This window comes from Streptomyces violascens (assembly GCF_014649955.1).
Lineage (GTDB): Bacteria > Actinomycetota > Actinomycetes > Streptomycetales > Streptomycetaceae > Streptomyces > Streptomyces violascens.
The window spans coordinates 1-13,531 of record NZ_BMUA01000028.1; the positions used below are offsets into that span (position 1 = coordinate 1).

Genomic DNA, 13,531 nt, shown 5'->3' on the forward strand with positions numbered 1-13,531 from the left:
AGCGCCGATGGTACTGCAGGGGGGACCCTGTGGGAGAGTAGGACGCCGCCGAACAAATCTTCAACGCTGGTCCCTGAACTTCGGTTCGGGGGCCAGCGTTTTTTTGTGCCCGCTTACCTGGCGTTCATGTGGCAAGAGGACGATCCGCTGTCATGAGGATGACAGGAGCGCTCGAGTCTGCCGGTGTCGCGACCGGTGACGAGGTGATCGTGCCGGCCTACGACACCGGCGAGCTGGCCAGGGCTGTCGTCGCCGCCGGGGCCGTGCCGGTGTTCGCCGACATCGATCCGCTGACCTACTGCCTGGCCCCGGACGCCGTCGGCCAGGTCGTCACGTCCAGGACTGCCGCTGTCATACTCGTACACCGCTTCGGGCATCCGGCCGATGTCCCGCGGTTTGCTCAACTGGCAGCCAGCCATGGGGTGTTGCTCCTTGAGGAGGAGGATCGCGAGGGTCTCGGTGGGGATGTCGCTCAACGGCGCGAGCGGGCCGGGTACTTGGGGCGGCGGCTTGCCGGCGTGGAGACGCCCACGCCGGCCGAAGGGCATCGCTATCAGCGGTACGTCGTGCGCGTGCCCGGCAATGGGCGGCCCGACCGGGATGCGTTCGCGCGGCTGCTGCGGCGGCGCGGGGTCGAGTGCGAGGTGCCCGTGCCCATTCCCGTACACCGGGTGCGGGAGTTCCGGCGGGACGGGTGGATGCTCGGTGAGACCGAGCGGGCTGCCGACGAGACGCTCGCGCTGCCCTCGCTCGACGGGCTTTCCGAGGCGGAATTGCGGCGGTTGGTGTCTGTCTGCAACGCGCTCGGCGGGCTGCTGCAACCCGCATAGCCGGAACCGGTGACCGTGGTTCGGAACACCGTCTGATTCGGGGTATGCTTTATCTCGTTGGTGAGGGGGAAACCCCGAAACAACAACCGGCCCCTATAGCTCAGTCGGTAGAGCGTCTCCATGGTAAGGAGAAGGTCTGCGGTTCGATTCCGCATGGGGGCTCAACAATCCGAAAGGCCCCGCCCAATGGGCGGGGCCTTTCGCGTACCCTCTCGCGGTTATCGCTTGGCCTGCTCCGGGATGCGCATGGTCAGGATCGCCATGTCGTCGGAGGCCGGTTCGGCGGCGAAGCGCTCGACCGCTCGGAGTACGCGGGCAGCGACCGCGCCCGCGGTCAGACCCGTACACGAGGCGAGGACGTCGGTGAGGCCGTCGTCGCCGAGCATGCGGGTGCCCTCGCGGCGCTCGGTGATGCCGTCGGTCACGCAGAGCAGGACGTCGCCCGGGTCGAGGGTGATCGTCTGCTCGTACAGCTCCAGGTCCTCCATCACGCCGAGCAGGGGCTGCGGGTCCGCGGCCGGTTCGACCGAGCCGTCCTGGCGCAGGCGCAGGGGGAGCGGGTGGCCGGCGCAGACGATCTTCAAGATGGCGCTGCCGTCCTCCTGGGGCCACAACTCCCCATAGAGGAGCGTCAGGAAGCGGCTGCGGGCTCCCTCGTCGAGGATCGCCGCGTTCAGGCGCTCCAGGACCGCGGGGCCGCCGAAGCCCTCGCGGGCGAGCAGGCGCAGGGCGTGCCGGGCGAGGCCGGTGACCGCGGCGGCCTCCGGGCCCGTCCCGCAGACGTCTCCGATGGCGAAGCCGTACGCGCCGTCCCGGATGGGGAAGAGGTCGTAGAAGTCGCCGCCGACCTCGTTGCCCTCGCCGGCCGCGCGGTAGATCACTTCGACCTCGACGCCCGGGATCTGCGGCAGGCCGGGCGGCAGCAGGGAGCGCTGGAGGGAGCGGCTGATGGCCATGCGCTCGGAGTACAGGCGCGCGTTGTCGAGGGCGAGCGCGGCCCGGCGCGAGAGGTCCTCGGCGAGTTCGAGGATCTCCTGGCGGAAGTGGTCGTCCGACGGTTTGCCGAGTGTCAGCATGCCGATGACGCGGTTGCGGGCCACGAGCGGCAGTACGACGGTCTCGCCGCCGACCGCGGCCGCCGTCGACAGGGTGGTGCCGAGGCCGCCGCCCGTGTGGGGGCTGCCGGAGCGGCCGAGATCGCGCATGGAGACGCGGAGGGCGGCATGGTGGGCGGCTTCCCCGGGGGCGGTCCAGACGCGGGCGCCGGGGGTGGGTACCGGCTCCGGCGGGTTGATCTTGGAGAGGAGGGCTTTGAGGCCGTCGATGCGCTCCTCGTCCTCGTGGAGCACGTAGGAGAGGTACGGGTCCGAGGCCTGGTCGGCGATCGTGTAGACGGCGCACCAGGTGGCCAGGGTGGGGACGGTCATCTGGGCCATGAGGGCCAGTGTCTGGTCGCGGTCCAGGGTGCCGGCCAGGAGGTCGGAGGCCTCGACGAGGAAGCTCAGCGAGCCTCTGCGCAGCCGTTCCAGCTCGCCCAGGCGGGCCGATTCGACGGCGAGCGCGATGCGGTCGGCGGCGAACTGGAGGCGCAGGGCCTCCTCGTTGGAGTAGCGGCCCGGGGATTCCGCGGCGACGCCGAGCGATCCGGTGAGGCGGCCCTCGACCTTGAGCGGGACGGTGACGACCGAGCGCATGCCGGTGCTTTCGAGCAGCGGAACGGCGCCGGGCACGGCCGCGAGGTCCTCGTGGACGGCGGGCATCCGGGCCGAGCCGTACCGTCCGGTGCCGGCCTCGACGGGGACCCGGGCGAAGCGCTGGCGGGCCGAGGGGAGGCCGGTGGTGGCCCGTACTTCCAGCTCGGTCTCGTCGTCGGTGGCGAGCAGCAGGAAGGCGGAATCGCCGTCGAGCATGTCGCGGGCGCGCTCCACGGTGCGCTGGAGCAGGCCGTCGAGGTCGTCGGGGGCGGGGGAGCCGATGAAGACCTCGAACGGGTCGACGTTGCGGCTCTCGCCCAGGGCGACCGGGTCGGTCGCGGGCTGGCGGACCGGGGACTGCAGGACCGCGCGCTCGTCGTCGCGCACGAGCAGGCAGACCGTGGACGGCTCGCCCTCGGTGTCTCGGACCCGCAGGTGCGAGGCGTAGACCGGGACGACGCGGCCGTCGGCGCCCCTTATCCCGTAGGTGCCTTCCCAGCGCGACAGTTGGAGGGCCTCGACGATGCCGGTCGAGGTGCCGGGGGTGTGCGGCCAGGCCGCGAAGTCGGTGAGCGCCTTGCCGGTGACCTGCTCGGCGGGGTAGCCGAAGAGTTCCTCGGCGTCTTCGTTCCAGGCGCGGACGGCGCCGGCGCGGTCGATCTGGACGACCGCGACGCGGACTCTGCCGTCGGTGACGGGGAGCAGCGCGGTCGGCAGGGCCGGTCCGGCGGAGCGGGTGCCCACGGGGCGGTTGGGAAGATCGAGTTGGAACCAGACATTTTTTCTGGTTGGCGTGTACTCGACACCCCAACGGGAGGCGAGGGCGGCGCAGAGCAGCAGGCCGCGGCCGTTCTCGCGGTCGGGTCCGGCGACGTCGGCGGGGGAGCCGAGGAGCGGAACCTCACGTTCGGGGTAGCGGTCGGCCACTTCGACGCGTACGCCGTCGTCGGAGCGCAGGCACAGGACGTCCGCCTTGGTGCCGGCGTGGACGACCGCGTTGGTGACGAGTTCGCTGGTCAGGACCACAGCGTCGTCCACGACGTCCGCATAGCCCCACCCCTGGAGGGTGTCCCGGACGAAGGCGCGGGCGGTCGCGACCGACCGCCCGACAGGGTCGAAGCTGGCTGCCGCCCGCGCGGTGATCACAGAACTCCTCGTACGCGTCTCGTCGCCCGGATTTCCTTGCCGGGGCTCCGGAACGTGCTCTCCGGGAATCAACAGTCCCATGTCGGCCCGCCCCCTCCGGTGTCCCGTGGTCGTCCTTTGTGCCGCCCTCCCCCAAGCTTTACCGAGCAGAAGGGTACGAACCGCCCCCATGCCGGGCGGACCGGGGCGGTTGGACAGCCGGAAGCCAGGTTACTTACCTTCGCTGTCCGAGCGGATGCCGGTCACCAGTGTTTCCGCCCTCCGTGGGCGGGGACGGATATGCGAAGCTGCCGAACTGTTATGGCCTGGTTCGGCCATGGTGAAACACTGGGCATGCTTCCGGAGACAGCCCGGGCAGTGCGGTCAACCCTTGCGGGAGGGACACGGTGGAGTCTGGCGCAGCAGCGCGGGGCGTAAGCACGCGCGCGAAAGACGATCAGTCCCGGACTCAACAGGCCCGGAGTCACAAGCGTGGGAGTAACGGTACGACCGAGGTGGACACGGCGGCGCTGCAGCGGCTGCTCGCGGCCCTCGCGTCGATGCGGGACGGGAACTTCCGCAAGCGCCTGACGGTGTCCGGCGACGGGGTGATGACAGAGATCGCGGCCGTCTTCAACGAGGTCGCGGACCGCAATCTGCATCTGACCGGCGAGATCGCCCGGGTGCGCAGGATGGTCGGGCGTGAGGGAAAGCTGACCGAGCGGCTCGAGAACGGGGCCTGTGAGGGCTCCTGGGCGGCCGCGATCGACGCTTCCAACGCGCTGGTGGACGATCTCGCGAGGCCGGTCTCGGAGGTGGGGAGGGTGCTCTCGGCGGTGGCCGAGGGTGATCTGGAACAGCGGATGGATCTGCGGTCGCACGGCAGTGACGGTGCGGAGCGGCCGCTGCGCGGAGAGTTCCTCAAGGTCGGGCGGACCGTCAACAACCTGGTCGACCAGCTGTCCGCCTTCACCGATGAGGTGACGCGGGTCGCCCTTGAGGTCGGCACGGAGGGCAAGCTCGGCGGCCAGGCCCAGGTGCGCGGTATGTCCGGTTCCTGGAAGGATCTGACGGATTCCGTCAACACGATGGCGTACCGGCTGACGGCACAGGTACGTGACATTGCTCTCGTCACCACCGCTGTCGCCAAGGGCGATCTGTCGCGCAAGGTCACGGTGCATGTGGCCGGCGAGATGCTCCAGCTGAAGAACACCGTCAACACGATGGTCGACCAGCTGTCCTCCTTCTCTTCGGAGGTGACCCGCGTCGCGCGCGAGGTGGGCACTGAGGGCGAGCTCGGCGGGCAGGCGCAGGTGCCGGGCGTGGCCGGGGTGTGGAAGGACCTCACCGACTCCGTCAACGTGATGGCGACGAACCTCACCGCCCAGGTGCGCGGCATCGCCCAGGTGACCACGGCCGTGGCGAGCGGTGACCTGTCGCAGAAGGTCACGGTCAACGCACGCGGCGAGGTCGCGCAGCTCGCCGAGACCATCAATCAGATGACCGAGACGCTGCGTACCTTCGCGGACGAGGTCACCCGCGTCGCCAACGAGGTCGGCGCCGAAGGACTCCTCGGCGGGCAGGCGCAGGTGCCCGGCGCCGCGGGGACGTGGAAGGACCTGACGGACTCGGTCAACACCGTGTTCCGCAACCTGACGACCCAGGTGCGGGACATCGCGCAGGTGACGACGGCGGTCGCCAGTGGTGACATGACCCAGAAGGTCACCGTCGATGTGGCCGGCGAGATGCTGGAGCTGAAGAACACCGTCAACACGATGGTGGACCAGCTCCAGTCGTTCGGCTCCGAAGTGACCCGCGTCGCCCGCGAGGTCGGCATCGAGGGCCGGCTCGGCGGTCAGGCGGAGGTGCCGGGTGCTGCCGGGACGTGGAAGGACCTGACGGACTCCGTCAACACCGCGTTCCGCAACCTCACCGGGCAGGTGCGGGACATCGCGCAGGTGACGACGGCGGTCGCCAACGGCGACCTGTCGCAGAAGGTCACCGTCGATGTCGCGGGCGAGATGCTGGAGCTGAAGAACACCGTCAACACGATGGTGGCGCAGCTGTCGTCGTTCGCCGACCAGGTCACGCGAATGGCACGGGACGTGGGCACCGAGGGCCGGCTCGGCGGCCAGGCGCGCGTCGACGGCGTTTCGGGCACCTGGAAGGAACTCACCGACTCCGTCAACTTCATGGCGGGAAACCTGACTTCACAGGTGCGTCAGATCGCCCAAGTGACCACGGCGGTCGCCCGGGGCGACCTGTCGCAGAAGATCGACGTGGACGCCCGCGGCGAGATGCTGGAGCTGAAGAACACCATCAACACGATGGTCGACCAGCTCTCCGCCTTCGCCGAGCAGGTCACCCGAGTCGCCCGCGAGGTCGGCACCGACGGCCGTCTCGGCGGCCAGGCCCAGGTGCCCGGCGTCGCCGGGGTGTGGCGCGACCTGACCGACTCCGTGAACGGCATGGCCGGCAACCTCACGGCCCAGGTGCGCAACATCGCCCAGGTCGCCACGGCGGTCGCCCGGGGCGACCTCTCCAAGAAGATCGACGTGGACGCCCGCGGCGAGATCCTGGAGCTGAAGAACACCCTCAACACGATGGTCGACCAGCTCTCCAACTTCGCCGAGCAGGTCACCCGGGTGGCCCGCGAGGTGGGCACCGAGGGCATTCTGGGCGGTCAGGCCGAGGTGCAGGGCGTGTCCGGCACCTGGAAGGACCTCACCCAGTCCGTCAACTTCATGGCCAACAACCTGACTTCACAGGTGCGCAACATCGCCGAGGTGACGACGGCGGTCGCCGAGGGCGACCTCTCCAAGAAGATCACCGTCGACTCCAAGGGCGAGATCCTGGAGCTGGTGACGACCGTCAACACGATGGTCGACCAGCTGTCCAACTTCGCCGACGAGGTCACCCGGGTGGCTCGTGAGGTGGGTACGGAGGGCATCCTGGGCGGTCAGGCCCGGGTGCGCGGGGTCACCGGCATCTGGAAGGACCTCAGCGACAACGTCAACCTGATGGCCGCGAACCTGACGACCCAGGTGCGCAACATCTCCCGGGTCTCGGCGGCGGTCGCCAACGGTGACCTCACCAAGAAGGTGACGGTCGAGGCGCGCGGCGAGGTCGCCGAACTCGCCGACACCGTCAACACGATGGTGACGACCCTGTCCTCGTTCGCCGAGCAGGTCACCAAGGTGGCCCGCGAGGTGGGCACGGACGGCATCCTGGGCGGCCAGGCCCGGGTGCCCGGCGTCTCCGGTACGTGGAAGGACCTCACCGAGTCGGTGAACTCCATGGCCGACAACCTGACCGGACAGGTGCGGCAGATCGCCACCGTCACCACCGCCATCGCCCAGGGCGATCTCACCAAGAAGATCGACATCGATGCGCGCGGCGAGATCCAGGAGCTGAAGAACACCATCAACACGATGGTCGACCAGCTGTCCTCGTTCGGCCAGGAGGTCACCCGGGTGGCCCGTGAGGTGGGCACCGAGGGTCAGCTGGGCGGTCACGCCCGGGTGCGCGACGTCGACGGGACCTGGCGCGATCTGACCGAATCGGTGAACGAGATGGCCGGGAACCTGACCCGGCAGGTCCGCGCGATCGCGGCCGTGGCGACCGCGGTGACCCGAGGCGACCTCAACCTGAAGATCGACGTGGACGCGGCGGGCGAGATCCAGGCCCTCCAGGACAACATCAACACCATGATCGCCAACCTGCGCGACACCACCGTCGCCAACAAGGAGCAGGACTGGCTCAAGGGCAACCTGGCCCGCATCTCCGGCCTGATGCAGGGCCGCCGCGACCTCGACGACGTCGCCTCGCTGATCATGACCGAGCTGACGCCGGTCGTCTCCGCGCAGCACGGCGCGTTCTTCCTGGCGATGCCCACGGGCAGCGCCTCGGACGTCAGCGCGGAGGGCGACGGCTCGTACGAGCTGCGGATGCGCGGGAGTTACGGGTACTCGGCCGGCTCCATGCCGACCTCCTTCCGGCCCGGTGAGACGCTGATCGGCACGGCTGCCGAGGAGAAGCGGACGATCCTGGTGGAGAACGTGCCGCCGGGCTACCTCAAGATCTCCTCCGGGCTCGGCGAGGCGCCGCCCGCGCATGTGATCGTGCTGCCGGTGCTGTTCGAGGGGAAGGTCCTCGGGGTGATCGAGCTGGCCTCGTTCCAGCCGTTCACACACATTCAGAAGGACTTCCTCAACCAGATCGCCGAGATGATCGCGACCAGCGTCAACACCATCTCGGTGAACTCCAAGACCGAGGTGCTGCTCAAGCAGTCGCAGGAGCTCACCGAGCAACTCCGAGAGCGGTCGGCCGAGTTGGAGAACCGGCAGCGGGCCCTTCAGGCCTCCAACGCCGAACTTGAGGAGAAGGCCGAGCTGCTCGCCCAGCAGAACCGCGACATCGAGGTGAAGAACACCGAGATCGAGGAGGCCCGGCAGGTCCTGGAGGAGCGCGCCGAACAGCTCGCCGTCTCCATGCGCTACAAGTCCGAGTTCCTCGCGAACATGTCGCACGAGCTGCGCACGCCGCTCAACTCGCTGCTCATCCTCGCCAAGTTGCTCGCGGACAACGCCGAGGGCAACCTCTCGCCCAAGCAGGTCGAGTTCGCCGAGACGATCCACGGGGCCGGCTCCGACCTGCTTCAGCTGATCAACGACATCCTCGACCTCTCCAAGGTCGAGGCGGGCAAGATGGACGTCTCGCCGACCCGGATCGCCCTTGTCCAGCTGGTCGACTACGTGGAGGCGACGTTCCGCCCGCTCACCGCGGAGAAGGGCCTCGACTTCTCGGTACGGGTCTCGCCCGAGCTGCCCGCGACGCTGCACACGGACGAGCAGCGGCTGCTGCAGGTGCTCCGCAACCTGCTGTCCAACGCGGTGAAGTTCACCGACAGCGGCGCCGTCGAGCTCGTCATCCGCCCGGCCGGCTCCGACGTACCGCACGCCATCCGGGAGCAGCTCCTGGAGGCGGGCTCGCTGCGCGACGCCGACTCCGACCTGATCGCGTTCTCGGTCACCGACACCGGCATCGGAATCGCGGCCGGCAAGATGCGGGTCATCTTCGAGGCGTTCAAGCAGGCGGACGGCACGACCAGCCGCAAGTACGGCGGCACCGGCCTCGGCCTCTCCATCAGCCGCGAGATCGCGCGGCTGCTCGGCGGCGAGATCCACGCGGCGAGCGAGCCGGGCCGCGGCTCCACCTTCACGCTCTATCTCCCGCTGCACCTGAGCGAGTTGCCCCCCCAGGGCTATCCGCAGCTCGCCCCCGGCGGCATGGAGGGCGCGGCCGGCCTCGCCATCGAGGCCGCCCGCCCCGAGCTCGCGCAGCACAACGGCGGGGCGCAGACCGGGCAGGGAGTCTCCCAGCCGGGCACGGCCGGCCTCTTCCGGCGGCGCCGCAAGGTGCTCGGCGCGGAGGGGCAGAAGGAGGCCGCGATGCCCGGGCAGTCCGTCGCCACCGGCGAGAGCTGGGAGGCGGCCGAGCCGGAGCGGGCCCCCGCGCGGACGTTCCAGTTCGCCGGCGAGAAGGTCCTGATCGTCGACGACGACGTACGCAATGTCTTCGCGCTGACCAGCGTCCTTGAGCAGCACGGGCTTTCGGTGCTGTACGCGGAGAACGGGCGGGAGGGCATCGAGGTCCTCGAACAGCACGAGGACACCGCGGTCGTCCTGATGGACATCATGATGCCCGAGATGGACGGCTATGCCACGACCTCGGCGATTCGCCGGATGCCGCAGTTCGCCGGTCTGCCGATCGTCGCGCTCACCGCGAAGGCGATGAAGGGGGACCGCGAGAAGGCCATCGAGTCCGGCGCCTCCGACTATGTGACGAAGCCGGTCGATCCGGACCATCTGCTTTCCGTCATGGAGCAGTGGATGCGAGGGAAGTGATCGTCTGCTGTACGAATGACTGGGCGTTGCTGACTGACTGTGGCCGAAGGCGTGTGAGGCGGCGGTATTCGGGGAACCTTCTGGTCTCCCACTGCGTTTCTGCTACGTGCACAGTGACATCGCGGTGACAGGGTGTGGCGACAGGCGGGGTGCGGCTACCATGACCGGCACAAGGACGGGCGACGCAAGGGAGTCGTCCCCTGGGGCGGCGCCCGGTGCACTGCCGGGGCGAGGAGGACGGGCCATGGTGCAGAAGGCCAAGATCCTCCTGGTCGATGACCGGCCGGAGAATCTGCTGGCGCTGGAGGCCATCCTCTCTGCGCTCGATCAGACACTGGTGCGGGCATCGTCAGGGGAGGAAGCGCTCAAAGCGCTGCTTACGGACGATTTCGCGGTCATTCTGCTGGACGTCCAAATGCCCGGAATGGACGGGTTCGAAACCGCCGCGCACATCAAGAGGCGTGAGCGGACGCGGGACATCCCGATCATCTTCCTCACGGCCATCAACCACGGCCCCCATCACACCTTCCGTGGCTACGCGGCGGGCGCGGTGGACTACATCTCGAAGCCGTTCGACCCCTGGGTGCTGCGCGCCAAGGTCTCGGTGTTCGTCGAGCTGTACATGAAGAACTGCCAGCTGCGCGAGCAGGCGGCCCTGCTGCGGCTCCAGTTGGAGGGTGGCGCCCACGGCGGCGCGGCCAAGGAGTCGGCGGGCCTGCTCGCCGAACTGTCCGCGCGGCTCGCGGCAGTTGAGGAGCAGGCCGAGGCGCTCTCCAAGCAGCTCGACGACGACTCCGCGGACGCCGCGGCGGTCGCCACGGCCGCCCACCTGGAACGCAAGCTCACCGGTCTGCGGCGGGCGTTGGACGCCCTTGAGCCCGGCACCGGCGGCGCGCCCACGCTCCCGTCGCAGAACTGACGGCCACGGAATCTGACGCCGCGTCCAACTGACGTGACGCCAGATTCCTTTGGGGCGTACGACACGGACGGGTGAAGCCGTAGGCACACGTGTCCACCGCCGCCGACCCAGGTAACCTCAAGCCCATGGCCTCACGTACGTCCGGCAAGGGTTCCCAGGGCACGGCGGGCACCGCGAAGCGCACCGGCCGTACCCCGGCGAAGAAGGCTGCGCCCGCGAAGAAAGCCGCGGCCCCCCAAGCGCCCGCGAAGAAGACCGCCGCCAAGAAGGCGCCCGCGAAGAAGGCGGCGGCGCCCAAGCCCGCCCCCAAAGCGGCGCCCTCCCCGACCGGCGGCGTGTACAGGCTCGTGCGCGCCGTCTGGCTCGGCGCGGCCCACGGCGTCGGCGCGATGTTCCGCGGAATAGGACGCGGCGCCAAGGGACTCGACCCGGCCCACCGCAAGGACGGCGTCGCGCTGCTGCTCCTCGGCCTCGCGCTGATCGTCGCCGCCGGCACCTGGTCGAACCTGCGCGGCCCGGTCGGCGACCTCGTGCAAATGCTGGTGACCGGCGCGTTCGGCCGGCTCGACGTCGTGGTGCCGCTGCTGCTCGGGGCCATCGCGATCCGGCTCATCCTCTACCCCGAGAAGCCCGAGGCCAACGGGCGCATCGTCATCGGCCTGTCCGCGCTCGTCCTCGGCGTCCTCGGCCAGGTCCACATCGCGTGCGGCTCGCCCGGCCGCAACGACGGCACCGACGCCATGCAGGACGCGGGCGGCCTGATCGGCTGGGCCTCGTCCAAGCCACTCGAATTCACGCTGGGCGACGTGCTCGCCGTGCCGATGCTCGTGCTGCTCACCGTCTTCGGGCTGCTCGTGGTCACCGCGACCCCGGTCAACGCCATCCCGCAGCGGCTGCGGCTTCTCGGCGTCAAGCTCGGCGTCATCGAGGCGCTCCCGGGCGAGGAGGGCGACGAGGAGCTGTACGACGACGAGTGGCGCGAGGCCGAGCCCGCGCCGCGCACCCGGCGACGCTCCGCCGCCCCCGTCGAGCAGGTCCCCGAGCGGGCCGAGGAGGAGGCGCTCTCGCGGCGCCGCAAGCCCCGGCGCGCCTCGGTGCAACCGGCGTTCGAGAACGGCGGCCTCGACCCGGTCGACGTGGCAGCCGCCGCGGCCGCTGCGCTGGACGGCGCCGTGCTGAACGGCCTTCCCCCCTCGCCCGTCGTCGCGGACCTCACGCAGGGCGTCTCCGTCGAGCGGGAGCGCGAACAGGCCACCTCGCTGCCGGTCGCCCGGCCGGCCGAGCCCGAAGCCCCGGCCGAGCCCAGGGCGCCGAAGGCCACGCCGGGCGCCCTTCCCGTCGTACCGGATCTCACGAAGTCCGCGCCCTCGGCCACCGAGCCGCTGCCGCCGCGCGCCGAGCAGCTCCAGCTCGCCGGGGACATCACCTACGCGCTGCCCTCCCTGGAGCTCCTGGAGAAGGGCGGGCCCGGCAAGACCCGCAGCGCCGCCAACGATGCCGTCGTCGCCTCGCTGCAGAACGTCTTCATGGAGTTCAAGGTCGACGCCACCGTCACCGGGTTCACCCGCGGCCCGACGGTCACGCGGTACGAGGTCGAGCTCGGGCCGGCCGTGAAGGTCGAGCGCATCACCGCCCTGGCCAAGAACATCGCGTACGCCGTCGCCAGCCCCGACGTGCGGATCATCTCGCCGATTCCGGGGAAATCGGCCGTCGGCATCGAAATCCCCAATACCGACCGCGAGATGGTCAACCTCGGCGATGTGCTGCGCCTCGCGGACGCGGCCGAGGACGACCATCCGATGCTGGTGGCGCTCGGCAAGGACGTCGAGGGCGGCTACGTCATGGCCAACCTCGCCAAGATGCCGCACGTCCTGGTCGCCGGAGCCACCGGTTCCGGAAAGTCCTCCTGCATCAACTGCCTCATCACCTCGGTGATGGTGCGGGCCACGCCCGAGGACGTGCGCATGGTGCTCGTCGACCCCAAGCGCGTGGAGCTGACGGCGTACGAGGGCATTCCGCACCTCATCACGCCGATCATCACCAACCCGAAGCGGGCCGCCGAGGCGCTCCAGTGGGTCGTGCGCGAGATGGACCTGCGCTACGACGACCTCGCGGCGTTCGGTTTCCGCCACATCGACGACTTCAACGAGGCGATCCGCAACGGCAAGGTGAAGCTGCCCGAGGGCAGCGAGCGCGAGCTGACGCCGTATCCGTACCTCCTGGTGATCGTCGACGAGCTCGCCGACCTGATGATGGTCGCGCCGCGCGACGTGGAGGACGCGATCGTCCGCATCACTCAGCTGGCCCGCGCCGCCGGCATCCACCTCGTGCTCGCCACCCAGCGTCCCTCGGTCGACGTCGTCACCGGCCTGATCAAGGCGAACGTGCCCTCGCGGCTCGCGTTCGCGACCTCCTCGCTCGCCGACAGCCGGGTCATCCTCGACCAGCCGGGCGCCGAGAAGCTGATCGGCAAGGGCGACGGTCTGTTCCTGCCGATGGGCGCGAACAAGCCGACCCGGCTGCAGGGCGCCTTCGTCACCGAGGACGAGATCGCGGCCGTCGTCCAGCACTGCAAGGACCAGATGGCCCCGGTCTTCCGGGACGATGTCACCGTCGGCACCAAGCAGAAGAAGGAGATCGACGAGGAGATCGGCGACGACCTGGACCTGCTCTGCCAGGCGGCCGAACTCGTGGTCTCCACCCAGTTCGGCTCGACGTCGATGCTCCAGCGCAAGCTCCGCGTCGGCTTCGCCAAGGCGGGCCGGCTGATGGACCTGATGGAGTCCCGCAACATCGTCGGGCCCAGCGAGGGCTCCAAGGCGCGGGATGTCCTGGTCAAGCCGGACGAACTCGACGGCGTGCTGGCGGTGATCCGGGGAGAGGCCCCCTGAGTTTGTCGGGGGGCGAATTGGGGTAGATAGATGGGCTATCAGCGGACACCACCTGTCGGCTGACAGCCGACCGGCCCAAACAGCACTCGTACGGGATGGCCGAGCAACCGTTTCCCTTGGCTGTACGTCAAGTTGAGGGGGACGGGAAAGCAAGTGTGGTCACTGT

Annotated in this window: 5 protein-coding genes and 1 tRNA gene; 5 read left to right on the top strand and 1 reads right to left on the bottom strand. The window is 69.6% G+C overall.

Annotated features, from left to right (window positions below):
• Positions 1–152: 152 nt before the first annotated feature.
• Positions 153–830: a DegT/DnrJ/EryC1/StrS family aminotransferase gene (locus IE206_RS34605; protein WP_189969335.1), complete on the top strand. Its 678-nt coding sequence runs from the start codon at positions 153–155 to the stop codon at positions 828–830.
• Between the two features lie 89 nt (positions 831–919).
• Positions 920–992, top strand: a tRNA-Thr gene (locus IE206_RS34610).
• Between the two features lie 56 nt (positions 993–1,048).
• Here the strand turns inward: IE206_RS34610 and IE206_RS34615 are convergent.
• Positions 1,049–3,751 (bottom strand): SpoIIE family protein phosphatase, encoded by a 2,703-nt coding sequence (locus tag IE206_RS34615; RefSeq protein WP_189969337.1) that lies wholly within the window; start codon positions 3,749–3,751, stop codon positions 1,049–1,051.
• Positions 3,752–4,056: 305 nt separating this feature from the next.
• Between IE206_RS34615 and IE206_RS34620 the strand changes: the two genes are divergently transcribed.
• The 3 genes from IE206_RS34620 to IE206_RS34630 all read left to right on the top strand — a co-directional run bounded on the left by IE206_RS34620 (position 4,057) and on the right by IE206_RS34630 (position 13,365).
• Positions 4,057–9,555: a hybrid sensor histidine kinase/response regulator gene (locus IE206_RS34620; RefSeq protein ID WP_373301031.1), complete on the top strand. Its 5,499-nt coding sequence runs from the start codon at positions 4,057–4,059 to the stop codon at positions 9,553–9,555.
• 244 nt (positions 9,556–9,799) lie between these two features.
• A complete protein-coding gene (locus IE206_RS34625) occupies positions 9,800–10,474 on the top strand; it encodes a response regulator (RefSeq protein ID WP_189969342.1) in 675 nt (224 codons plus the stop codon).
• A 125-nt stretch (positions 10,475–10,599) separates the two neighbouring features.
• Entirely contained in the window at positions 10,600–13,365 is a 2,766-nt protein-coding gene (locus tag IE206_RS34630) for a DNA translocase FtsK (RefSeq protein ID WP_189969344.1), read from the top strand.
• Positions 13,366–13,531: the final 166 nt, after the last annotated feature.

Coding starts and splice junctions, on each gene's coding strand:
- IE206_RS34605 (WP_189969335.1), top strand. CDS start 153: ATGAGGATGACAGGAGCGCTCGAGTCTGCCGGTGTCGCGACCGGTGAC.
- IE206_RS34630 (WP_189969344.1), top strand. CDS start 10,600: ATGGCCTCACGTACGTCCGGCAAGGGTTCCCAGGGCACGGCGGGCACC.
- IE206_RS34625 (WP_189969342.1), top strand. CDS start 9,800: ATGGTGCAGAAGGCCAAGATCCTCCTGGTCGATGACCGGCCGGAGAAT.
- IE206_RS34615 (WP_189969337.1), bottom strand. CDS start 3,751: ATGGGACTGTTGATTCCCGGAGAGCACGTTCCGGAGCCCCGGCAAGGA.